This is a genomic window from Microbacterium sp. NPDC055442 (assembly GCF_053644215.1).
On record NZ_JBSHLF010000004.1, the window covers coordinates 403869 to 425899 of the forward strand.

Genomic DNA, 22031 nt, shown 5'->3' on the forward strand with positions numbered 1-22031 from the left:
CGGTAAAGTCATATGGTTCCGGCATGCTCGACGCGCCGGTGAGAGCTGAATACGGAGGCCCATCGTGGACATCGATCTCGGACTGCTGAGGACCGTCGAACGCGAGAAGGAGATCCCCTTCGACGAACTCGTTCGCATCATCGAGCAGGCGATCCTGACCGCCTACGCCAAGCACACTTCGCCCGATGGCGAGCTCCCCGCCGGTGCGCGCGCAGAGCTCGACCGCAAGACGGGTCACGTCTCGGTCTTCGTTCCGCTGCTCGATGAGGAAGACGTCGTCATCGGCGAAGAGGAATCCACGCCCGAGGACTTCGGGCGCATCGCCGCGTTCGCCGCCAAGCAGGTCATCAGCCAGCGTCTGCGCGACATCGCCGACGACGCCGTGCTGGGCGAGTTCCGCGGGCGCGAAGGCGACATCGTCGCCGGTGTCGTGCAGCAGGGGCCGAACCCCCGCATGGTGCACGTCGACCTCGGCACCGTCGAGGCGATCCTGCCGCCCGAAGAGCAGGTGCCCAGCGAGGACTACGCGCACGGCACGCGCGTGCGCGTCTACGTCACGTCGGTCTCGCGGGGCACGAAGGGCCCCCAGATCACCGTTTCGCGCACGCACCCGGGCCTGGTGCGGAAGCTCTTCGCCCTCGAGGTTCCCGAGATCGCCTCCGGCCTCGTCGAGATCGTCTCACTCGCCCGCGAAGCCGGACACCGGACGAAGATCGCGGTCAAGGCGAACGACCCCACGATCAACGCGAAGGGCGCCTGCATCGGCGAACTGGGACGGCGCGTACGCGCCGTCACCGAAGAGCTGAGCGGCGAGAAGATCGACATCGTCGACTACGACCCCGAGCTGCCGAAGTTCGTCGCGAACGCGCTCTCGCCCGCCAAGGTCACCTCGAGCTTCGTGCTCGATGTCGCCAGCAAAGCCGTGCGCGCGCTGGTTCCCGACTATCAGCTGTCGCTCGCGATCGGCAAAGAGGGGCAGAACGCGCGCCTCGCCGCGAAGCTCACCGGCGCGAAGATCGACATCCAGCCCGACTCCATCCTGGAAGAGAGCTGACGCGCACCGGGCGTTCAGCCCCGAGGTGTACCATGGAGCCCGTACGAACGTGTGTCGGATGCCGCATGCGCGCGCCACGGTCCACTCTTCTCAGGGTGGTTTCCATCGAATCAACCCTCGTCCCCGACGAGCGGGCGATTCTTCCGGGGCGAGGCGCCTGGGTGCACGACACACATGAGTGCATGGATGCCGCCCTTCGGCGCCGTGCCTTCGTGCGTGCACTCCGTGTGTCAGGGCAGCCTGACACGCAGACCATCGAGAAACGGCTGAATGGCTATGGAAACAAAGTGAACGGCTCGAAATGAGACCCGTCCGCGAGTAATGGTCTGTCCTGTCTGGGCAGATCCCAGACAGGAGAACTGTGGCAAACGCCAAACCCCGCGTCCACGAGATCGCATCGGAACTCGGTGTCGACAGCAAGGCGGCCCTCGCCAAGCTGAAGGAGCTCGGCGAATTCGTCAAGAGCCCCTCGTCGACGATCGAGCCCCCCGTGGCCCGCAAGCTTCGCGCCGCTCTGCAAGCAGACGGCGCCAAACCCGCTGAGGCGGCGGAGAGCAAGCCCGCTCCCGCACGTCCCGCGGGTCGTCCCGGCCCGGCGCGCCCCGCGGCGCCCGCTCCGGCACCCCCTGCTTCGGCAGCCCCCGCTCCGGCAGCACCGGCTCCGGCCACTCCCGCTCCGGCAGCACCGGCTCCGGCCGCTCCCGCTCCGGCGGCTCCGGCTCCGGCCGCTCCCGCGGCTCCGGCCGCCGAGGCTCCCGCTGCGCCCGCCGCGCCGACCGACCCCGGCGCCGGCACCCCCGGCGCAGCGACGCCGCAGCCGCCGCGTCCGGGCGGCACGCCGCGTCCGGGCAACAACCCGTTCGCGTCGGCGCAGGGCATGGGCCAGCGGCCCGCCGGCCCGCGTCCGGGCAACAACCCGTTCGCATCGGCGCAGGGCATGGGCCAGCGCCCGAACCCCGGCAACATCCCGCGTCCGCAGGCTCCGCGTCCCGGCGCGCCGCGTCCCGGCGCCCCCCGTCAGGGCGGTCGTCCCGGCGGTGGCGGTCGTCCCGGCGCACCGTTCCAGCAGCGTCCCGGCGGTCCCGGCCGTCCGGGCGGCGCCGGCGGTGGCTTCCAGCGTCCCGGTGGTCCGGTCGGCGGTTTCGCCGGTCGTCCCGGTGGCGGTGGCGGTCGTGGCCGTGGCCCCGGCGGTGGAACCGCGGGCGCCTTCGGCAAGGGCGGCGGCAAGTCCAAGCAGCGCAAGTCGCGTAGGGCGAAGCGGCAAGAATTCGAGATGCGGTCGGCGCCGGTCGTCGGCGGCGTCAACGTCTCGAAGGGCAACGGCGAGATCATCCGCCTTCGCCGCGGTGCATCCATCGCCGACTTCGCCGACAAGCTCGAGGCGCTGCGCGGCTACACCGTTCAGCCCGGCACGCTCGTGACCATCCTGTTCAACCTCGGTGAGATGGCCACGGCCACCGAGTCGCTCGATGAGGCGACGTTCGAGGTTCTGGGTGCCGAACTCGGCTACAAGATCCAGATGGTCTCGCCCGAGGACGAGGACAAAGAGCTCCTCGAAGGCTTCGGTCTCGACCTCGAGGCCGAACTCGAGGCGGAGAGCGAAGACGACCTCGAGATCCGTCCGCCCGTCGTCACGGTCATGGGTCACGTCGACCACGGTAAGACCCGTACCCTCGACGCGATCCGCCAGACCAACGTGGTCGCCGGTGAGGCCGGAGGCATCACGCAGCACATCGGTGCGTACCAGGTCTGGACCGAGCACGACGGCATCGAGCGCGCGCTGACCTTCATCGACACCCCCGGTCACGAGGCGTTCACCGCCATGCGTGCCCGTGGTGCGCAGGTCACCGACATCGCGGTCCTCGTGGTCGCCGCCGACGACGGCATCATGCCCCAGACGGTGGAGGCTCTGAACCACGCTCAGGCGGCGAACGTGCCGGTCGTGGTCGCGGTCAACAAGGTCGACAAGCCCGAGGCGAACCCCGCGCGGGTGCGTCAGCAGCTCACCGAGTACGGACTGGTCGCCGAGGAGTACGGCGGCGATGTCATGTTCGTCGACATCTCGGCGCGCAACGGCACCGGCATCCAGGAGCTTCTGGACGCCGTGCTGCTCACCGCCGACGCAGGTCTCGACCTCACGGCGAACCCGAACAAGGCTGCGCGCGGCATCGCGATCGAAGCGAAGCTCGACAAGGGTCGCGGTTCCGTGGCCACCGTGCTCATCCAGTCCGGCACGCTGCGCGTCGGCGATGCGATCGTCGCGGGCACGGCCTACGGCCGCGTGCGCGCCATGATCGACGAGAACGGCGATGCGGTCGACGAGGCATACCCGTCGCGTCCGGTCCAGGTGCAGGGTCTGAACTCGGTGCCCCGCGCCGGTGACGTGTTCATCGTCACCGACGAGGACCGCATGGCCCGCCAGATCGCCGAGAAGCGTGAGGCCGCCGAGCGCAACGCGCAGCTCGCGAAGGCTCGCAAGCGCATCTCGCTCGAGGACTTCACGCGGGCTCTCGAAGAGGGCAAGGTCGAGTCGCTCAACCTCATCATCAAGGGCGACGTGTCGGGTGCCGTCGAGGCGCTCGAGGAATCGCTGCTCAAGATCGAGGTCGACGACTCCGTCCAGCTGCGGATCATCCACCGCGGCGTCGGCGCGATCACCGAGTCCGACATCAACCTCGCGACGATCGACAACGCGATCGTCATCGGGTTCAACGTTCGCCCCGACACGAAGGCGCGCGAGCGCGCCGCCCGCGAAGGCGTGGACGTCCGGTTCTACTCGGTCATCTACAACGCGATCGACGATGTCGAGCAGTCGCTCAAGGGCCTGCTCAAGCCGGAGTACGAAGAGGTCCAGTCGGGTGTCGCCGAGATCCGCGAGGTGTTCCGCTCCTCGAAGTACGGCAACATCGCCGGTGTCATCGTCCGCTCGGGCACGATCACGCGCAACGCCAAGGCGCGCGTCATCCGCGACGGCGTCGTGATCGCCGATGGCCTGGCCATCGACTCGCTGCGCCGCTTCAAGGACGACGTCACCGAGGTCCGCACGGACTTCGAAGCCGGTATCGGCCTCGGCAAGTACAACGACATCCAGGTGGGCGACGAGATCGAGACCACCGAAATGGTCGAGAAGCCTCGCGGCTAGTCACACGTGGTGAGGGGCGCCTTCGGGCGTCCCCTCACTCGTAGGGAGGGAAAGACATGGCATCGGAACGTCAGGCACGTCTGGGTGACCGGATCCGCGTGATCCTCGCCGAGCGCCTCGAGAAGGGCCTGCGCGACCCGCGACTGGGCTTCGTCACGATCACCGACGTGCGCGTCACGGGCGACCTGCAGCACGCGTCGGTCTTCTACACGGTGCTCGGTTCTGATGAGGAGCGTGCCGCTTCGGCCGAGGCATTGAAGTCGGCGACGGGGATGCTGCGCTCCGAAGTGGGCAAGCACCTCAACGTGCGGCTCACGCCGTCGCTCGAATTCATCCCCGACGCGATCCCCGAGAACGCCGGCCACATCGCCGACCTGCTGCGTGAAGCGCGGGAACGCGATGAAGCCGTCGCGGGACTCGCGGACTCCGCGACGTACGCGGGGGACGCGGACCCCTACCTCAAACCGCGCGAGCACGACGAGGACTAGCTGTGTCGCGATGAGAGCGGATGCCACGCGGCATCCGCTCTCTCGTCGTTTCCGGGTGGCGTGCGTGCCGCCCGATGCCCGCTTCGGCCGCTCGGTCGCCTCAATCGGCTGTCCTGCGGCAGTCCGGGGCAGCTGAACCGAGCCCACGCCGTTCGTCAGACGGAGAGCGGATGCTGCGCAGCAGTCAGCGGGGGAGCGCGAGCACGCCGTCCGCGGCCTCGACGAGGCCGTCGGCGATGAGCGAGTCGATCGCTCTGTCGCGCTGGAGCGCGTCCGCCCAGTCGGGGATCACCTCGGCCAGCGGCGCGCTGTGGCCGGCGGCATCCCGCAGTGTCTTCAGGACCGCGCCGCGCGCCTGCCGGTCGCTGCCCTCGTAACGCGCCTGCCGGCGACGCGCGTCGCCCGTGTCGGGGTATCCCGCAGCGCGCCAGGCGCACCGGTCGGCGACGGGGCACACGCCGCACCGGGGTGCCCGCGCCGTACAGACGACGGCGCCGAGCTCCATCGTCGCGGCGTTGACGATCGCGGCTTCCGCGTCGTCGGTGGGGAGGATCGCCTCCATCGCAGCGAGATCGCGCGTGGACGGAGGTCCGGGCTGGCTTCGACCGTCGACGGCGCGGGCCAGCACTCGTCGCGTGTTCGTGTCGACGACGGGGTGCCGGTCGCCGTACGCGAAGACGGCGACGGCGCGCGCCGTGTAGTCGCCGATGCCGGTGAGGGCGAGGAGGGCGTCGACGTCGCGGGGCACGGTGTCGTCGTGGCGGTCGCGGATCTCGGTCGCGGCGCGGTGCAGCCACAGGGCGCGCCGGGGATACCCGAGGTTGGCCCACTCGCGCACGGCGTCGGCGGGCGCGGCCGCGGCCAGTGCCGAGGGGGTCGGCCAGCGCTCGAGCCAGGCGGTCAGGAGCGGAATGACACGGGCGACCGGCGTCTGCTGCAGCATGAACTCGCTGACGAGGATGCCCCACGCGCCGTATCCCGTCCGGCGCCACGGCAGGTCGCGCGCGTTCAGCCGGTACCACGCGATGAGCGGCGTCGTGAGGTCGGGCACGCCCGCCAGCCTAAGCCTCGATCCACCCCCACCCCCTACCCGCGAGACTGCAACGGCGCGCCGAGACTGCGGGTGATACCCACGGTCTCGGCGCGCCGTTGCGGTCTCGCGGTCACGTCTGTCGGCCCCGGAGGGCGTCGTAAGCTGGAGGGTATGCCCGCGCCCCGCATCGTCCTCGTCGACAAGCCGCAGGGGATCACGAGCCACGACGTCGTCGCGCGCGCCCGCCGCGCCTTCGGCACGCGCAAGGTCGGGCACGCCGGCACGCTCGACCCGATGGCGACGGGGCTCCTCGTGCTCGGCGTCGAGGGCGCCACGCGCCTGCTCACCTACATCGTCGGCCTCGACAAGACCTACGAGGCGACGATCCGGCTCGGGGTCTCGACGGACACCGACGATGCCGAGGGCGAGATCATGGCGACGACGGATGCCGCGGGCCTCGACGACACCGCCATCGCGGGCGCCGTCGCCGGCCTCACGGGACTGATCTCGCAGGTGCCGAGCACGTACTCGGCGATCAAGGTCGACGGCCGGCGGGCGTACGACCTCGCTCGCTCCGGTGAAGCGGTGCAGCTGAAGTCGCGCGAGGTCACCGTGTCCCGGTTCGACGTGCACGAGGTGCGCCGCCCTTCGACGAGCTCAGGGACCGGGGAAGCCGGCTCAGGGACCGGGGCTGCCGGCTCCGGGACCGGGGACGCCGGCTCAGGGACCGGGGACGCCGGCTCAGGGACCGGGGACGCGACGGGCTCAGGGACCGGGCCAGGGTCGCCCCAGGGGGCGATCGACCTCGATGTCGTCGTGGACTGCTCGAGCGGCACGTACATCCGCGCCCTCGCGCGTGACCTCGGTGCGGCTCTCGGCGTCGGCGGGCACCTCACCGCGCTGCGGCGCACCCGCATCGGGCCGTTCCCCCTCGCGCAGGCGGCGCTCATCGACGATCTCGCCGAAGCCGACGCGCTGACCCCCGCCGCCGCGGCGGTCGCCGTCCTGGGTCGCCTCGACGTGACCGAGGACGAGGCGCGCGACCTGCGTCACGGCAAGCGACTCGCGGATGCCGCATCCCGTCTGCCCGCATCGCCTACGGCCGCCGTCGCGCCCGACGGCGGCCTCGTCGGAATCGTCGAAAAGCGCGGGGCCGACGTCAAGAGCACCATGAACATGCCCGAGGAGGCAGCCGGATGATCCTGTGGTTCTCGATCGCTCAGGTGGCGGTCGCCGTCGTGGCGGGGCTGCTGTGCGTCGTTCTGGGGCTCGCCGGGCGGCGTCCGAGCGACCTGACGGTCGGCGCGCTGGCGCTGATCGAACTGCTGCTCATCGCGCAGGTCGTCAGCGCGATCGTCTCGCCGCTGGCGGGCAACCCCCCGACGGGGAGCCTTCTCGAACTGTGGGTGTACCTCGTCTCGGCCGTCATCCTGCCGCCGGCCGCAGCTTTCTGGGCCCTCCTCGAGCGCAGCCGCTGGAGCACCGTCATCATGGGCGTCGCGGCCCTGTCGGTCGCCGTCATGGTGTGGCGCATGCAGGTCATCTGGACGGTTCAGGTCGCGTGAAACCGCGCGCGCCGCGAGGGTGCGGCATCCGCCCTAGGATTGACAAGTCATGTCGTCGCCTGCTCGCCCCCGCATGACCGGCATCGGCCGCGTGCTCGTGATCGTCTACGCGGTCATGGCGCTCGCCGCCACCGGTCGCTCCTTCGTCCAGATCGTCCGCGAATTCGACGAGGCACCGCTCGCGTATTCGCTGTCCGCGCTGGCGGCCGTCGTCTACATCCTCGCGACGCTCGCGCTCGTGTTCTCACGATCGCGCACGTGGTATCGCATCGCCTGGGCTGCGATCGTGTTCGAGTTGCTCGGCGTGCTCGTCGTGGGCACGCTGTCGCTCGTCGTCCCCGAGATCTTCGGACACCCGACCGTGTGGTCGTGGTTCGGACTCGGCTACGTCTTCGTGCCGCTCGTTCTGCCCTTCCTCGGACTGTGGTGGCTCATCACCCACCGCACACGTCAGACGGCCGCCGACCGGGTCGTGGCCGCGCCATGATGATCTTCCGCTCCCCAGCCGAGGTGCCCGCCGGGTTCGGCCCGTCGATCGTCGCGATCGGCAAGTTCGACGGCATGCACGCGGGTCATCGCGCCGTCATCGATCGGGCCAGAGTGGATGCTGCCGCCAGCGGCGCGCGCGTCGTCGCGGTGACGTTCGACCGCAACCCCCTCGCTCTGCTGCGGCCGGACATCTGCCCCCCGACGCTCGTCGGCGTCAACCAGAAGCTGCAGCTGATCGAGCGGACCGGGGTCGACGCGACCCTCATGCTGACGTTCGACCGCGCTCTGGCCGACCTCACCCCGCGCGATTTCGTCGAGCAGGTGCTCGTCGATGCGCTCGGCGCGCGGGTGGTTCTCGTGGGCGGCGACTTCCGCTTCGGCCGCGGCGGAGCCGGCACGGTCGAGGTGCTGTGCGAGCTGGGCCGCGAGTTCGGCTTCGAGATGCAGGTCGTCGACGACGTGCGCGCCGTCGAGAGCGACCGGCGCGTGTCGTCGACGTGGGTGCGCGAGCTCCTCGCCGAGGGCGAGGTCGCGACGGCGGCGAAGCTGCTCGGCCGGCCGCACGCGGTGTGGGGAGAGGTCGTGCATGGGCTCAAGCGCGGTCGCGAGATGGGCTTTCCGACGGCGAACCTCGCCCCCGACCTCGAGGGCTTCGTGCCCGCCGACGGCGTCTATGCGGGGTGGCTCGTCGATGAGACCTCCGCCGACGGCCTGCGCCCGGGTGTCCGCCATCCTGCGGCCATCAGCGTCGGCACGAACCCGACATTCGACGATGTGCCCGTGCGGCAGGTCGAAGCCCACGTGCTCGACGAGACCGACCTCGATCTGTACGGTCACCGCGTCGAGGTGCAGTTCACCGACCGCGTGCGCGGTATGGTCGCGTTCGAGGGCATCGACGCCCTCATCGATCAGATGACCGATGACGTCGAACGGGTGAGGCGAACACTGACATGACCGATGACGAGCGCACGAACCGCGGCACAGTCTCCCTCGCGCGCAAGATCATCGTCGGCATCATCGTCGTCTCGTTCGGCGCGGCCGCCGTCGGCGGCATCGCGGTCCTCCTCGGCGGCTCGCTCGATGAGATGGGCGCACGCGTGCTCGGCACGACGGCGGTCATCGGAGCCTTCAGCGTCGCGGTCCTCTGCTGCGTCGCCCTCGCGGGGCGCCGCCTGCAGGCCTTCGGCCTGATCGGTGCGGCGGTGTCGGTCATCGCCGCCGCGCTCGTGGTGCTCCTGCTCTGGTACGAACCGGCGTCGTGGGAGGTGTCCGACAACCTGTGGCGTGTGGCCGGGACGGGCATCGCCATGACCGCGGCGTTCGCATTGGCCTCGCTGCTCCTTCTGCTCGCAGATCGCCGGCAGCCGGCTGTGCGATGGGGTCTCATCATCACCCTCGGCTTCTTCGCCGTCGTGCTCGGCTTGACCGTCTACCTCATCTGGTGGGGCGAGACGATCGACGACGACGCGTACGCACGAGTGCTGGGGATCTTCGCGATCCTCGCGGCGCTGGGCGCGATCGTCGTGCCGGTCATCTCGCTGCTGCTGCGGGAACGGCCGACCGCCGGCTCGCTGTCGCGGCAGGCCGTCGAGCGCCTCGACGCGGAAGCCGCGCGACGCGGTATCTCCCCGGACGCTCTCGTCGACGAGCTGCTGGCTGCTCCGCGCGCATAGACCTGCGCTCGAGGCGGCTCTACGATCGAGGCCAGACAGCGTTCTCGTCCGTCCACGGCGGGTAGGCTCGACGCTTGCGAACGGGCCGGTCCGTCGCACCGCACGCCACAGGGAGAACCATGAGCCGATCCGACCTGCAGACGCTCCCCGAGCGCGCCGTCGAACTGCTCGGCGGCGAGCCCGACGACACGACGCTGCGACGCTACCTGCACGGGCTTCCGGGTGTCGACGCCGTGGGGCTCGAACAGCGCGCGGCGGCGCTGGGCACGCGGTCCATCAAGACGTCGTCGAAGGCGTGGGCCCTCGACAAGATCATCTCGCTCATCGATCTGACGACGCTCGAGGGCGCCGACACCCCCGGCAAGGTGCGCTCCCTCGTCGCGAAAGCCCTGAACCCGGATGCCGCGGACCCGACCTGCCCGCGCGTCGCGGCCGTGTGCGTCTATGGCGACATGGTGCCGGACGCCGTCTCGGCCCTCGGCTCCGCGCACGGCGACCCCGACGACGGCGGAGTGAGCGTCGCGGCCGTCGCCACGGCGTTCCCGAGCGGCCGCGCGTCGCTGGCGATCAAGCTCGCCGACACCGCAGAGGCGGTCGCGCACGGCGCCGACGAGATCGACATGGTCATCGACCGCGGTGCGTTCCTCGCGGGGCGCTACGGCCTCGTCTTCGACCAGATCGCGCAGGTCAAGCAGGCGTGCCGTCGCGAAGACGGCACGTTCGCGTCGCTCAAGGTCATCCTCGAGACGGGTGAGCTCAACACCTACGACAACATCAAGCGCGCGTCGTGGCTTGCCATCCTCGCGGGCGGTGACTTCATCAAGACGTCGACGGGCAAGGTGCAGCCCGCCGCGACCCTGCCGACGACTCTTCTCATGCTCGAGGTCGTGCGCGACTGGTATCGCGCGACGGGCGAGAAGATCGGCGTGAAGCCGGCAGGCGGCATCCGAACGTCGAAAGACGCGATCAAGTACCTCGTGACGGTCGCTGAGACCGTGGGCGAGGAGTGGCTGCAGCCCCACCTCTTCCGCTACGGCGCATCGAGCCTGCTCAACGATGTGCTGCTGCAGCGCCAGAAGCTGACGACCGGACACTACTCCGGTGCCGACTACGTGACGATCGACTGATGGGCACCGCACGGGCGGTCCCCGAGCCTGCCGACGAGCAGCACCCGGGAGAGAAATGACATTCCTCGAGTACGCACCCGCGCCGGAGTCGCGCGCGGTGCTCAACCTGCGAGACGCCTACGGGCTCTTCATCGACGGCGAGTTCCGCGACGGATCGGGGGAGTCGTTCGCGACGATCTCACCCGCCGACGAATCGCACATCACCACGATCGCGGCGGCGACCGAGGCCGATGTCGACACCGCCGTCGCAGCCGCACGCCGTGCCTACGACAAGACCTGGTCCCGCATGAGCGGCCGCGACCGCGGCAAGTACCTCTTCCGCATCGCCCGGCTCGTGCAGGAGCGCGCACGGGAGCTCGCCGTCGCCGAGAGCCTCGACAACGGCAAGCCCATCAAGGAGAGCCGCGACGTCGACGTGCCGCTGGTGGCGGCATGGTTCTTCTACTACGCGGGCTGGGCCGACAAGCTCGACCATGCGGGGCTGGGCGCGAACCCGAGACCGCTCGGCGTCGCGGCGCAGGTCATCCCGTGGAACTTCCCGCTGCTCATGCTCGCGTGGAAGATCGCCCCGGCGCTCGCGGCCGGCAACACCGTCGTGATCAAGCCCGCCGAGACCACTCCGCTGTCGGCGCTCATCTTCGCCGAGATCCTGCAGCAGGCCGACCTGCCGCCCGGTGTCGTCAACATCGTGACGGGCGCGGGAGCGACGGGCGCGGCACTCGTGCGGCATCCCGACGTGAACAAGGTCGCCTTCACCGGCTCGACCGCCGTCGGCCGTGAGATCGCCAAGGCGGTCGCCGGAACCGACAAGAAGCTCACGCTCGAGCTCGGCGGCAAGGCGGCGAACATCGTCTTCGAAGACGCGCCCGTCGATCAGGCGATCGAGGGCATCGTCAACGGCATCTTCTTCAACCAGGGGCACGTCTGCTGCGCGGGCAGCCGTCTGCTCGTGCAGGAATCGGTGCACGACGAGGTCGTCGATCGGCTCAAGGAGCGACTGTCGACGCTGCGTCTGGGCGATCCGCTCGACAAGAACACCGACATCGGCGCGATCAACTCGCGCGAGCAGCTCGAGCGCATCCGCGAGCTCAGCAGCATCGGCGAAGAAGAGGGCGCCGAACGCTGGAGCGCGCCGTGCGTCATCCCCGACAACGGCTTCTGGTTCGCCCCGACGATCTTCACGAACGTGCAGGCGTCGCACCGCATCGCGCGCGACGAGATCTTCGGACCGGTGCTGTCGGTGCTGACCTTCCGCACGCCCGCCGAGGCGATCGACAAGGCCAACAACACGCCGTACGGGCTGTCCGCCGGCATCTGGACCGACAAGGGGTCCCGCATCCTCGCGGTCGCCGATCGCCTTCGCGCCGGCGTCGTGTGGGCGAACACGTTCAACCGCTTCGACCCGTCGTCGCCGTTCGGCGGATACAAGGAGTCCGGCTACGGCCGTGAGGGCGGCCGGCACGGCCTCCTCGCCTACCTGAAGGGAGGCACAGCGTGAGCAAGCGGCTGACTGTGCCGAAGACGTACAAGCTCTACATCGGCGGAAAGTTCCCGCGCAGCGAGTCCGGGCGCACCTATGAGGTGCTCTCGAAGAAGGGCGACTTCCTCGCGAATGCCGCGCTCGGATCCCGCAAGGACGCGCGAGACGCCGTCGTCGCCGCCCGCGGAGCCGTGAAGGGCTGGTCGGGGGCGACCGCCTACAACCGCGGACAGGTGCTCTACCGTGTCGCCGAGATCCTCGAGGGACGCCGCGCGCAGTTCATCGACGAGATCATCGCGCAGACCGGGGTGTCGTCGTCGGCCGCCGGCGCCGAGGTCGACGAGGCGATCGACCGCTGGGTCTGGTACGCGGGCTGGTGCGACAAGTTCGCCCAGGTCGCCGGCAACGGCAATCCCGTCGCCGGTCCGTACTTCAACATCTCGGTGCCCGAGCCGACGGGCGTCGTCGGCGTCGTCGCTCCGCAGGACACCGCGCTCGTCGGACTCGTGTCGGCCATTGCGCCCGCACTCGTGACGGGCAACGCGGTCGTCGTCGTGGCATCCGAGCGTTTCCCGCTCTCGGCGATCTCGCTGGCCGAGGTGCTCGCGACGTCGGACGTGCCAGGAGGAGTCGTCAACGTGCTCACGGGCTCGCCCGCCGAGATCGCGCCGTGGCTCGCGTCGCACCCCGACGTCAACGCCCTCGACCTCGTGGGTGCGGGCGATCTCGACTGGATCGATCTGCAGATCGCCGCCGCCGAGACGCTGACGCGCGTGCTCCCTCCCGAGAACGGTCCGGATGCCGCGGCTCCCGCGCTCGCGCGCATCGCCGCCTTCACCGAGACGAAGACCGTCTGGCACACCAAGTCCCTCATCTGACGCGTCCGCCGGAGCGGCGGCATCCGTCGAACCGTACCGATCGCGCCGTGCGTCGGTGTCCGGAGCGGCGGCATCCGTCGAACCGTATCGATTGCGCCGTGCGTCGGTGTCCGGAGCGGCTGCATTCGTCGAACCGTACTGATCACGTCGAACCGCACCGCCTCGACGTACGGTTCGACGGGAACGGTACGGTTCGGCCAACAAGGGGGGTAATTCGGCGACCACGGGGGTAGACGGACCGGCAGCATCCGTCGAACCATATCGATCCCGTCGAACCGCACCGCCTCGACGTACGGTTCGACGGGAACGGTACGGTTCGGCCAACAAGGGGGGTAATTCGGCGCCCAGGGGGTAGACGGACCGGCAGCATCCGTCGAACCGTACCGATCGCGTCGTACCGCACCGCCTCGACGTACGGTTCGACGGGAACGGTACGGTTCGGCGACCAAGGGGGGTAGTTCGGCGCCCAAGAGGGTAGAGGGAGCGGCTACGAGAGGGTGAGGCCGCCCCAGGCGCCGGGAACGGCGAGTTCGCCGTAGTGCACGTCAAGACCTGCCGGTGAGACCTGCGCGACGCACGCGAGCAGCGACAGCGTCGGATAGCCGTACGGGCGGTTGTCGCGGATGATCGCGCGGTCGTCGGTGCTCGGAAGCTCGGTCGAGCGCTCCAGGACCGAGAGCCACGGATGCCACCACGCGGCGTCCGCGCCCGGTTCGGCCGCGCGGAAGTGGTCGAGCCAATGCGCGATGCGCGGTGTCGTGGCATCGTCGACGTCGCCGTGCGCGATCATGTGCGTGCCGGGAGCGAGCCGTTGCGTGCGCAGGCGATCGCCGTCCCACGATGACACCCGCGCACTCCCCGGTCCGACCTCGACGAGGTTGAACCCGTGCGTCGCGGGGGACCTGGCGGGGGAGCGGCCCGCGACCGAATCCAGCACGATGCCGCCGCGCGACTCCAGCTCGGACTCGGGTCGCGCCGAGACGTCGGCGCGGTTGAGCAGCACGGCGAGCCGCCGCGTGTCGGCGTCGGCTGCGAGCCATGCCCCGCCCGCCCGGACGTCACGGACGCCGACGACGCCCTCGTGCTGCTCGGGCCACCAGCGCCCGAGTGGATTCCAGGGACGCGCGGGGTCTTCGTCGCGGATCGCGAGCAGACGGATCGCCTCACCCGGTGCATCGGGTACACGGATGACGACGGTGCACATGCGGTCTCCTGTCTCGTCGGGCGCGGTCGTGCCAAGATCGGATGATGTTCGTCGTGGTCGGAGTCACCGGCGGGATCGCCGCCTACAAGACGGTGCATCTCGTGCGCCTCCTGGTTCTGGAGGGGCACGACGTGCACGTCGTGCCGACGGCCGATGCCGTGCGGTTCGTCGGGTTGCCGACCTGGGAGTCGATCAGCCGCAATCCCGTGACGACCTCCGTCCACGACGATGTCGCCCGCGTGCGTCACGTCTCGCTCGGCCAGTCGGCCGACCTCGTCATCGTGGCGCCTGCGACGGCGAACAGCCTCGCGAAGATGGCCACGGGACTCGCGGACGATCTCCTCGGAACAACCCTACTCGCCACGGTGGCACCGGTCGTCGTGGCGCCCGCCATGCACACCGAGATGTGGCGGCACCCCGCGACCGTCGCCAATATCCAGACCCTCCAGGCGCGCGGGGTCACGATCGTCGGGCCGGATGACGGGGCGCTCACGGGCGGCGACACCGGTCCCGGCCGGATGTCGGATCCCGAGGCCATCGTCGCGGCGGCGCTCGCCGCGGTCGGTTCCGATGCGCGCGATCTCGCGGGGCTGCGGGTCGCCGTGAGCACGGGGGGCACACGCGAGCCGATCGACCCCGTGCGCTTCATCGGCAATCGGTCGAGCGGTCGACAGGGGGTCGCCGTCGCCCTCGCCGCCGCCGACCGCGGTGCCGAGGTGGAGCTCGTCGCGGCTCACGTCGATGACGGCGTGCTGGCGGCAGCATCCGCTCATCCCCGCGTGCGGATCGTGCGCGTGGGCACGGCGGCCGAGTTGCAGGACGCCATGGGGCCGGCGGCCGCGAGTGCCGACGTCGTCGTCATGGCAGCGGCGGTGTCCGACTACCGGGTCGCCGACGTGGCGGACCGCAAGCTCGCGAAGGAGGACGCCGACGGCGGCATGACCCTGCATCTCGTCGAGAACGACGACATCCTCGCGGCGCTCGCGCGTGGTCGCCGCGAGCGGCAGACGATCGTCGGGTTCGCGGCGGAGACGCCCGGTGACGGGGACTCGCTGCTCGACCGCGGGCGCCGCAAGGCCGCGCGCAAGGGCACCGACCTGCTCGTCGTCAACGAGGTCGGCTGGAAGAAGGGCTTCGAGGCCGAGGGAAACGATGTCGTGATCTTGGATGCCGCGGGCCGGATCGCCGCGAGCGCGAAAGGGTCCAAGCGCGCCGTCGCCGACGCGCTCTGGGACACGATCCGCAGTTCGCGAGAAAAGACATAACGAAAAGGTAACGACTGGGGCTAGGGTGGTCGCACGGCGTCGAAGACGATGCCGCGAAGCAGGAGGACCCGCCCGATGCCCGACCGATCCGCATCCGCCCGTCAGGGCGATCGGATGCGAGCGCTCGTCGTCGTCTGCGTGCTGTCGATCGTGAGCGTGCTCATCGCGCTCGTGGGGGCGACTCCCGCGCGGGTCGGCACGACCGAGCTGCTCGGAGATCCGCGCGCGCCGGGGGATGCGGCGTTCATCGCGAGCCACCGCGGTGGTGGTGCGACGGCGCCCGAGAACACGCTGCCGGCGATCTCGGCGGCGCTCGCCGCCGGGTTCGACTACGTCGAGGTCGATGTCGCACTGACGCTCGACGGCCACGCCGTGCTGATGCACGACGCGACGGTGGATCGCACGACCGACGGGCAGGGGCGGGTCGAGGCGCTGACGCTCGCGCAGATCCGCGAGCTCGACGCGGGGGCCTGGTTCCACCCGGACTACGCCGGCACCCGTGTGCCGACCGTCGCGGAGTTCCTCGATGTGCTCGCCGAGACGCCGCAACGGGCGCTGCTCGAGCTGAAGGGGGAGTGGGATGCGGCATCCCTCGCCCGTCTCGTCGACGAACTCGAAGCGCGCGACATCGAGCGCCGCGTCGCGCTGTCCAGCTTCGACGCCCGCACCCTTGCGCTCGCGGCGGACGCCTCCGATCTGGCTCCGCGGCTGCTCATCCTGCGCCAGCTTCCCCCCGACGTCGTGCGCGCGGCGGCCGAGGCGGGAGCGCGCGGCATCGTCGTGAGCCGCAGCGCCGTGCTCGAACAGCCCGGCATCGTCGACGAAGCGCACGCCGAGGGCTTGCGGGTCGTGGTCTACACGCTCAACTCCGACACGCACTGGGACGCCGTCACAGCCCTGGGCGTCGACGGGATCGTGACCGACGATCCCGGCACGCTGTCCGAGTGGCAGCAGGCGGTCGCCGGCGAGCGGTAGGGTCGGGGCGTCGCATCCGCCTCGGGAGGTTCCCATGTCATCGCGTCGCCGTCCCCTCGTGCGCGTCTCGGCCGTCGTCTCGGCGATCGCCCTCGCGATCCTGACGACCGGGTGCCAGCCCGAGCCCGGTCCGACCTCGTCCGGGTCGCCGTCGCCGTCGACCTCGCCCACCGCGACGACGACTCCCTCGGCCACGCCGTCCGTCACGGGCGATCCCATCGGCGACCTCGTGCTGCCGTCGGCATGCGAGGCGATCTACTCGCCCGAGATGCTCGCGACCCTCGAGGCCGAGGTCCCACCGCTCAACGACCCCGGCATCACGATGCTGTCGACCCAGAACGTCGAGGCGATCGAGATCCTGTCCGCCGCCGCCGAGACGCTGCGCTGCACGTGGGGCCCGCCGTCCGAGCGCGGGATCGCGACGAACGTGACGATCGTGACCGCCGAGCAGCGCGATGCCCTCTTCCAGGCGTTCGAGCGGGAGGGGTTCGCGGCCGAGGATCTCGGCGAGGGCACGATCCACCGGATCGAGCAGGAGATGATCACGCAGGACGACGAGATCGTCAGGCTCGGCGAGACGCACTACATCGGCGGCGACGGGTGGATCTCGACGCGCTGGATCAATGTCTCGCCCGAGGGGTACACGGAAGACATCGTCCGGTCGCTGTGGGACTGAGCGTCTCGACGCGCTAGGATGGTCGCCGGGGAGCCCGCCCCCGATGTCGCAGCTCGCAGAAGCGAGTGCCCGCGGCCGGAGGTGGCGAGATCCCGTCCGTGTCAGTGACGGCAGCCCAGCCGCCCGCGGAAGCACAAGCCTCGCCGGTCTCGACCGGTTCCGCCGGAGTATCCGGCGCAGATCCTCAGGAGGAGCATGCCGACCACGGCATCGACCACCGGCAAGTCGTCGCAGCGGCGACGCAAGCCCGCCTCGTCATCTCGGCGCGATGACGAAGCGCCCATCATCCCGATCCTCGCTCGCAAGGTGCGCGAGGTCGAGGCGAAGTCGCAGCGCGGCAAGCTCGGCCCGACCAACCGTGTGAAGTTCCAGGTCATCGCGTTCCTCGTGCGCGAAGAGCGCGCGCGAGTGAAGGCCGACACGTCGCTCGGCGACAGCCCGCGCTCCGAACTGCTCAAGCGGCTCGACGGCGTCGCGACGATCCTCGCCAAGACGGCGGCGCGCGACACATCGCTCATCCAGCTGCTCGAGGTCGACCAGGCGACGTCGCCGGTCGCCAAGCGCATGCGCCGCGACTGGCTGCTCGAGTCGGGTGCCGAGCTCGCACCCGACGAGCTCATCATCACGGATGCCGCACCCGTCGCGGCCCCCGTGGTCCCGGCCGCTCTCGCCGAGCGGCAGGTGATCCCGCCGCGCGTCGAGGCCCGCCGCGAAGCCAGCCCCTTCCTCGAGCCGGACCTCACGCTGCGCGCGCCCAAAGAGACGCCGCGCCGCCGACTCGACGGATGGGAGCTCATGGGCCCCCTGTACAAGGCCTTCGAGACCGGCGCCGGTGGCGGATCGGCCACGATGCCCCTCCCGCCCGTGCCCGAGTTCGACCGGATCTCGCCCAAGGGGCTCGAGGTCATGGTGCACCAGTCGCGCTTCCTCGAATCCGTGCGCGACGGGCACCGCACCTTCCTGCTCGCCGACGAGCCGGGCCTGGGCAAGACGGCGGAGTCGGTGCTCGCAGCATCCGTCGCCGGCGCCTACCCGCTGCTGGTCGTCGTGCCGAACGTCGTCAAGATGAACTGGGCCCGCGAGGTCGAGCGGTGGACGCCGCAGCGCCGGGCGACCGTCATCTCGGGCGACGGCGAGGACATCGACGCGTTCGCCGACGTCTTCATCGTCAACTACGAGATCCTCGACCGGCACCTGTCGTGGCTCTCGTCGATCGGGCTGCAGGGCATGGTCGTCGACGAGGCGCACTTCATCAAGAACCTGTCGTCGCAGCGCTCGCAGAACGTGCTCGCCCTCGCGACGCGCATCCGCGAGCAGGTGCGCGACCCGCTGCTCATGGCCCTCACCGGAACGCCGCTCATCAACGACGTCGAGGACTTCGACGCGATCTGGCGTTTCCTGGGGTGGACCAACGGTGAGAAGCCGGGCCCTCTGCTGATGGAGAAGCTCGACGACACGGGACTCACCCCGGCCGACAAGGCGTTCTATCCCGAAGCGCGCGAGGCCGTCATCTCGATGGGGATCGTGCGCCGCCGCAAGAAGGACGTCGCAGCCGACCTTCCCGACAAGCTCGTCGCCGACCTTCCGGTCGAGCTCGACGACGACTTCGGCCGGTCGATCCGCGAAGCCGAGCGCGAGCTCGGCGAGCGCCTCGCGGCGAAGTACCGCCGCATCATCGAGGCTCGCGGCGACCGGGGCCTCGCACCCGGCGAGGTCGACGACGACATCGTGCGTCTGGTCGCCCACAACGAGCTCGAAGAGTCCAAAGCCGCCGGCACGGGGTCGGAGAACGTCTTCACGATGGTGCGGCGGATCGGCCAGGCCAAGGCCGTGCTCGCGGCGGACTACGCCGCGCAGCTGCAGCGCTCGGTCGGCAAGGTCGTCTTCTTCGCGAAGCACATCGATGTGATGGATGCCGCCGAGGCGCACTTCGCCGCGGCGGGACTCAAGACGGTGTCGCTGCGCGGCGATCAGACGACGACGGCGCGCCAGCAGGCGATCGACGACTTCAACAACGACCCCTCGGTCGGCATCGCGGTCTGCTCGCTCACGGCCGCCGGCGTCGGCGTCAACATGCAGGCGTCGTCGAACGTCGTGCTCGCGGAGCTGTCGTGGACGGCTGCCGAGCAGACGCAGGCGATCGACCGCGTGCACCGCATCGGTCAGGACGAGCCCGTCACGGCGTGGCGGATCATCGCGGCGCACACGATCGACACGAAGATCGCCGAGCTCATCGACTCGAAGCAGGGTCTCGCCGCGCGAGCCCTCGACGGCGAAGCGCTCGACCCGCAATCGAGCGACTCCGTGCAGCTGTCGGCGCTCATGCACCTGCTGCGTCAGGCGCTCGGCGGGGAGTGACCTCGCGTCGCTAGGGTCGAGGGCATGGCTCTCGACCCTTCGGCCCTGCTCGCGGGTCCGCGTGGGCGGCGGCTGTGCCTGGAGTACCTGCTCGAAGGCGCGTGGTCCGGCGGTGACGACGCGGTGACGACGGCCTACTTCTGGGCGACGCGTGCGCTCGACCCGGATCCCGGCACGCTGTTCACGATCGGCGGTGACGCCAAGCCCACCGAGATCGTGGTCTCGCCGGAGGAAGCGGCATCCGCCCTCGCGACACTCGATGCTCCAGAGCCGACCGAGCGCTCACTGCGTCTGGCGCTGAGGGCATCCGTCGACCATGCGATGTACTGGCAGGCTCCGAACGGCGCAGACGCGCTCGCCGCGACGGATGAGCTGCGTCCGGTGCTCACGCGCGTCGCCGAGATGATCGCCGCCTCGCCGCACGCGCAGTGGTGGCGCTCGGGCGTTGCGCTGAGCGACCAGTGGGCGGTGCACTGGGGCGCCGGGTCGGCGACGAACGACGATCCCGCGGCGGCGCTCGCCGCGTGGGGCTCCGCTGTTCGCGCCGAAGAGGTGGATGCTGCGCGCGAGCGGCCGGCCGACGCGACCGCGCGCTTCAGCGGCACGTGGTGGTCCACGCCCTCAGCGGTCCTGCACTCGACGCGAAGCCTCGGGCGCATCGGCCCGTCGGAGTTGTGGTCCGTCGAGGACTTCGGCGGCTGGGATACCGCGATCGCGTCGCCCGTGCTGCCGGCATCCGCTCGTGTCCTCGAGATCGACGGCGCGGACGCGTGGATCGACCTGTGCCGGCGGCATCCGCTCATCGTGACCGCGTCGCGGCGACACGACTGGCACCGGGTCACGGGGCGCGACGGCGGGTGGGTGCAGCCGGACTGGGAGTTCGTCGCCGCCGTGGCAGACGGCGTGCACCTCACGGTGGCCGGGTATCTCGAGGCGGCGACGCGGCTGCTCGACGTCGATGACGGGTGGGGGAGCGTCATCGCGGGGTGGGCGCCCGACGCGACGTACTGGTTCGCCCGGACCCTGGTGGCGGGTCCGTCCGTCGAATGGATGCGCGACGCGGATGACTGGCACCGAGCCTGATCGCGCGACGCCGGACGTCTGGCATCCTCTGCTCGAGCGGCGATAGTGTCGAACCGGCACCGTCGCCGTACCCACGTACCGACAGCAAGGACCACAGCATGAAGATCGGCATCCTGACCAGCGGCGGCGACTGCCCCGGGCTCAACGCCGTCATCCGCGGCATCGTGCTCAAGGGAACGACGACCTACGATCTCGAGTTCGTCGGAATCCGCGACGGGTGGCGCGGCGTCGTCGACGCCGACTTCTTCCCGCTCACGCGGCACGAGGTCAAGGGTCTGTCGAAGGTCGGCGGCACGATCCTCGGCACGTCGCGGACGAACCCGTACGAGGGGCCGCGCGGCGGCGCCGAGAACATCGCCAAGACGCTGTACGGCCACCGCATCGACGGCATCGTCGCGATCGGAGGCGAGGGCACGCTCGCCGCCGCCGACCGGCTCGCGAAGGACGGCATCAACGTCATGGGCGTGCCCAAGACGATCGACAACGACCTGCGCGCGACGGACTACTCCTTCGGGTTCGACACCGCCGTCAACATCGCGACCGACGCGATGGACCGTCTGCGCACGACGGGGGACTCGCACCAGCGCTGCATGATCGCCGAGGTCATGGGCCGCCACGTCGGCTGGATCGCGCTGCACGCCGGCGTCGCGGCCGGCGCCCACGTCATCTGCATCCCCGAGGTGCCGCTGTCGATCGACGAGATCACGGCGCAGGTCATGCGCGCGCACGACCGCGGTCGCGCGCCGTTGGTCGTCGTGTCGGAGGGCTTCACCCTCAAGGGCATGGACGAGGCCTACAGCGACAAGGGTCTCGACGCCTTCAACCGCCCCCGGCTCGGCGGGATCGGCGAGGTCCTGGCGCCCGAGATCGAGCGCCTGACCGGCATCGAGACGCGCTCGACGGTGCTCGGCCACATCCAGCGCGGCGGGTCGCCGTCGGGCTTCGACCGCGTGCTCGCGACGCGGCTCGGGCTGCACACCGCCGACGCCCTCGTCGACGAGGCGTGGGGGCAGATGGTGGCGCTGCGCGGCACCGACATCGTGCGCGTACCCTTCGCCGAGGCCCTCGGCGAGCTCAACACCGTGCCGCTGTACCGCTACGAAGAGGCCGCCGCCCTCTTCGGCTGACCTTGCGGGGGCGGGACGGGCGGGCGTCGGGCTTGGGCGCCGGGTGGGCGTCGGGCGTCGGGCGTCGGGCGTCGGGCGTCGGGCGTCGGGCATCTGGCGCCGAACCCGACCCATTCCGTCGAACCGGACTTCGTCGACGTGCGGTTCGACGAGATCGGTACGGTTCGGGTATCTAGCACCATGGCTCGGGGCCTCGCCTGCGCGGCCCTGCGCGTCGCGCGAGCCGCGGCATCCGTCGCCCGTTTCCGGGTATGCCACGAACCCGACCCATTCCGTCGAACCGGACTTCGTCGACGTACGGTTCGACGGGGTCGGTGCGGTTCGATGTCACCGCGTGTGTTCCTCCACAGGTGTGCGCGAGAGCAGAGCGGCCACAGATGGCGGACGGGGAAGCAGATCGCGATCCCGCGCGGC

At 70.4% G+C, this 22031-nt stretch carries 20 protein-coding genes; 18 read left to right on the plus strand and 2 right to left on the minus strand.

Annotated elements, in window-relative coordinates:
- Positions 1-64: 64 nt before the first annotated feature.
- Genes nusA through rbfA form a run of 4 tightly spaced genes read left to right on the plus strand, consistent with a single transcriptional unit; the run spans position 65 to position 4684 of the window.
- A complete protein-coding gene (gene nusA / locus ACWIBS_RS11540) occupies positions 65-1054 on the plus strand; it encodes a transcription termination factor NusA (protein ID WP_376129896.1) in 990 nt (329 codons plus the stop codon).
- 32 nt (positions 1055-1086) lie between these two features.
- Complete coding sequence (locus ACWIBS_RS11545; RefSeq protein ID WP_376129893.1) at positions 1087-1359, plus strand: YlxR family protein; 273 nt, start codon at positions 1087-1089, stop codon at positions 1357-1359.
- Between the two features lie 56 nt (positions 1360-1415).
- Complete coding sequence (gene infB / locus ACWIBS_RS11550; protein ID WP_376129890.1) at positions 1416-4196, plus strand: translation initiation factor IF-2; 2781 nt, start codon at positions 1416-1418, stop codon at positions 4194-4196.
- A gap of 56 nt (positions 4197-4252) precedes the next feature.
- On the plus strand, positions 4253-4684 hold the full coding sequence (gene rbfA / locus ACWIBS_RS11555) for a 30S ribosome-binding factor RbfA (protein WP_376129887.1): 432 nt from the start codon (positions 4253-4255) through the stop codon (positions 4682-4684).
- A gap of 184 nt (positions 4685-4868) precedes the next feature.
- Here rbfA and ACWIBS_RS11560 read toward each other — a convergent pair whose 3' ends face one another.
- The gene (locus ACWIBS_RS11560; protein WP_376129884.1) at positions 4869-5735 is read right to left on the minus strand and encodes an HhH-GPD family protein; all 867 of its coding nucleotides are present in this window, start codon (positions 5733-5735) and stop codon (positions 4869-4871) included.
- Positions 5736-5888: 153 nt separating this feature from the next.
- Between ACWIBS_RS11560 and truB the strand changes: the two genes are divergently transcribed.
- The 8 genes from truB (at position 5889) to ACWIBS_RS11600 (ending at position 12929) form a co-directional block, all read left to right on the plus strand.
- Positions 5889-6917, plus strand: coding sequence for a tRNA pseudouridine(55) synthase TruB (truB, locus tag ACWIBS_RS11565; protein ID WP_376130789.1), 1029 nt, complete (start codon positions 5889-5891; stop codon positions 6915-6917).
- A complete protein-coding gene (locus ACWIBS_RS11570) occupies positions 6914-7282 on the plus strand; it encodes a hypothetical protein (protein ID WP_376130786.1) in 369 nt (122 codons plus the stop codon). Before truB ends, ACWIBS_RS11570 begins: the two co-directional genes overlap by 4 nt.
- Before the next feature lie 49 nt (positions 7283-7331).
- The gene (locus ACWIBS_RS11575) at positions 7332-7769 is read left to right on the plus strand and encodes a hypothetical protein (protein WP_376130783.1); all 438 of its coding nucleotides are present in this window, start codon (positions 7332-7334) and stop codon (positions 7767-7769) included.
- Positions 7766-8725, plus strand: coding sequence for a bifunctional riboflavin kinase/FAD synthetase (locus ACWIBS_RS11580; RefSeq protein WP_376130780.1), 960 nt, complete (start codon positions 7766-7768; stop codon positions 8723-8725). The genes ACWIBS_RS11575 and ACWIBS_RS11580 overlap by 4 nt, the downstream gene beginning before the upstream one ends.
- A complete protein-coding gene (locus tag ACWIBS_RS11585; protein WP_376130777.1) occupies positions 8722-9444 on the plus strand; it encodes a hypothetical protein in 723 nt (240 codons plus the stop codon). Before ACWIBS_RS11580 ends, ACWIBS_RS11585 begins: the two co-directional genes overlap by 4 nt.
- A 119-nt stretch (positions 9445-9563) precedes the next feature.
- On the plus strand, positions 9564-10571 hold the full coding sequence (gene deoC, locus ACWIBS_RS11590) for a deoxyribose-phosphate aldolase (protein WP_376130775.1): 1008 nt from the start codon (positions 9564-9566) through the stop codon (positions 10569-10571).
- Positions 10572-10626: 55 nt separating this feature from the next.
- Positions 10627-12069 carry an aldehyde dehydrogenase family protein gene (locus tag ACWIBS_RS11595; RefSeq protein ID WP_376130772.1) on the plus strand — a complete coding sequence of 481 codons (1443 nt, stop codon included), beginning with the start codon at positions 10627-10629 and terminating at the stop codon, positions 12067-12069.
- Positions 12066-12929 carry an aldehyde dehydrogenase family protein gene (locus ACWIBS_RS11600; protein ID WP_376130769.1) on the plus strand — a complete coding sequence of 288 codons (864 nt, stop codon included), beginning with the start codon at positions 12066-12068 and terminating at the stop codon, positions 12927-12929. Before ACWIBS_RS11595 ends, ACWIBS_RS11600 begins: the two co-directional genes overlap by 4 nt.
- Positions 12930-13416: 487 nt before the next feature.
- On the opposite strand, the gene ACWIBS_RS11605 is transcribed toward ACWIBS_RS11600, so the two are convergent.
- Complete coding sequence (locus ACWIBS_RS11605; protein WP_376130766.1) at positions 13417-14133, minus strand: NRDE family protein; 717 nt, start codon at positions 14131-14133, stop codon at positions 13417-13419.
- 44 nt (positions 14134-14177) lie between these two features.
- On the opposite strand from ACWIBS_RS11605, the gene coaBC reads away from it, so the two are divergent.
- The 6 genes from coaBC (at position 14178) to ACWIBS_RS11635 (ending at position 21617) form a co-directional block, all read left to right on the plus strand.
- On the plus strand, positions 14178-15398 hold the full coding sequence (gene coaBC, locus ACWIBS_RS11610) for a bifunctional phosphopantothenoylcysteine decarboxylase/phosphopantothenate--cysteine ligase CoaBC (protein WP_376130763.1): 1221 nt from the start codon (positions 14178-14180) through the stop codon (positions 15396-15398).
- A 75-nt stretch (positions 15399-15473) separates the two neighbouring features.
- The gene (locus ACWIBS_RS11615; RefSeq protein ID WP_376130760.1) at positions 15474-16373 is read left to right on the plus strand and encodes a glycerophosphodiester phosphodiesterase; all 900 of its coding nucleotides are present in this window, start codon (positions 15474-15476) and stop codon (positions 16371-16373) included.
- Positions 16374-16407: 34 nt separating this feature from the next.
- A complete protein-coding gene (locus tag ACWIBS_RS11620) occupies positions 16408-17049 on the plus strand; it encodes a hypothetical protein (RefSeq protein WP_376130757.1) in 642 nt (213 codons plus the stop codon).
- Between the two features lie 195 nt (positions 17050-17244).
- Positions 17245-19407 (plus strand): DEAD/DEAH box helicase, encoded by a 2163-nt coding sequence (locus ACWIBS_RS11625; protein WP_376130754.1) that lies wholly within the window; start codon positions 17245-17247, stop codon positions 19405-19407.
- 24 nt (positions 19408-19431) lie between these two features.
- Positions 19432-20490: a hypothetical protein gene (locus ACWIBS_RS11630; protein WP_376130751.1), complete on the plus strand. Its 1059-nt coding sequence runs from the start codon at positions 19432-19434 to the stop codon at positions 20488-20490.
- A 98-nt stretch (positions 20491-20588) separates the two neighbouring features.
- Positions 20589-21617 (plus strand): ATP-dependent 6-phosphofructokinase, encoded by a 1029-nt coding sequence (locus ACWIBS_RS11635; protein ID WP_376130748.1) that lies wholly within the window; start codon positions 20589-20591, stop codon positions 21615-21617.
- Positions 21618-22031 lie beyond the last annotated feature (414 nt).

What these genes read in the sequence shown, in the direction of transcription:
- ACWIBS_RS11585 (WP_376130777.1), top strand. Translation starts at nt 8,722, where the DNA reads ATGACCGATGACGAGCGCACGAACCGCGGCACAGTCTCCCTCGCGCGC.
- ACWIBS_RS11605 (WP_376130766.1), bottom strand. Translation starts at nt 14,133, where the DNA reads ATGTGCACCGTCGTCATCCGTGTACCCGATGCACCGGGTGAGGCGATC.
- ACWIBS_RS11545 (WP_376129893.1), top strand. Translation starts at nt 1,087, where the DNA reads ATGGAGCCCGTACGAACGTGTGTCGGATGCCGCATGCGCGCGCCACGG.
- ACWIBS_RS11620 (WP_376130757.1), top strand. Translation starts at nt 16,408, where the DNA reads ATGTCATCGCGTCGCCGTCCCCTCGTGCGCGTCTCGGCCGTCGTCTCG.
- coaBC (WP_376130763.1), top strand. Translation starts at nt 14,178, where the DNA reads ATGTTCGTCGTGGTCGGAGTCACCGGCGGGATCGCCGCCTACAAGACG.
- ACWIBS_RS11580 (WP_376130780.1), top strand. Translation starts at nt 7,766, where the DNA reads ATGATGATCTTCCGCTCCCCAGCCGAGGTGCCCGCCGGGTTCGGCCCG.
- ACWIBS_RS11575 (WP_376130783.1), top strand. Translation starts at nt 7,332, where the DNA reads ATGTCGTCGCCTGCTCGCCCCCGCATGACCGGCATCGGCCGCGTGCTC.
- ACWIBS_RS11615 (WP_376130760.1), top strand. Translation starts at nt 15,474, where the DNA reads ATGCCCGACCGATCCGCATCCGCCCGTCAGGGCGATCGGATGCGAGCG.
- ACWIBS_RS11635 (WP_376130748.1), top strand. Translation starts at nt 20,589, where the DNA reads ATGAAGATCGGCATCCTGACCAGCGGCGGCGACTGCCCCGGGCTCAAC.
- ACWIBS_RS11630 (WP_376130751.1), top strand. Translation starts at nt 19,432, where the DNA reads ATGGCTCTCGACCCTTCGGCCCTGCTCGCGGGTCCGCGTGGGCGGCGG.
- deoC (WP_376130775.1), top strand. Translation starts at nt 9,564, where the DNA reads ATGAGCCGATCCGACCTGCAGACGCTCCCCGAGCGCGCCGTCGAACTG.
- truB (WP_376130789.1), top strand. Translation starts at nt 5,889, where the DNA reads ATGCCCGCGCCCCGCATCGTCCTCGTCGACAAGCCGCAGGGGATCACG.
- ACWIBS_RS11625 (WP_376130754.1), top strand. Translation starts at nt 17,245, where the DNA reads ATGCCGACCACGGCATCGACCACCGGCAAGTCGTCGCAGCGGCGACGC.
- ACWIBS_RS11570 (WP_376130786.1), top strand. Translation starts at nt 6,914, where the DNA reads ATGATCCTGTGGTTCTCGATCGCTCAGGTGGCGGTCGCCGTCGTGGCG.
- ACWIBS_RS11595 (WP_376130772.1), top strand. Translation starts at nt 10,627, where the DNA reads ATGACATTCCTCGAGTACGCACCCGCGCCGGAGTCGCGCGCGGTGCTC.
- rbfA (WP_376129887.1), top strand. Translation starts at nt 4,253, where the DNA reads ATGGCATCGGAACGTCAGGCACGTCTGGGTGACCGGATCCGCGTGATC.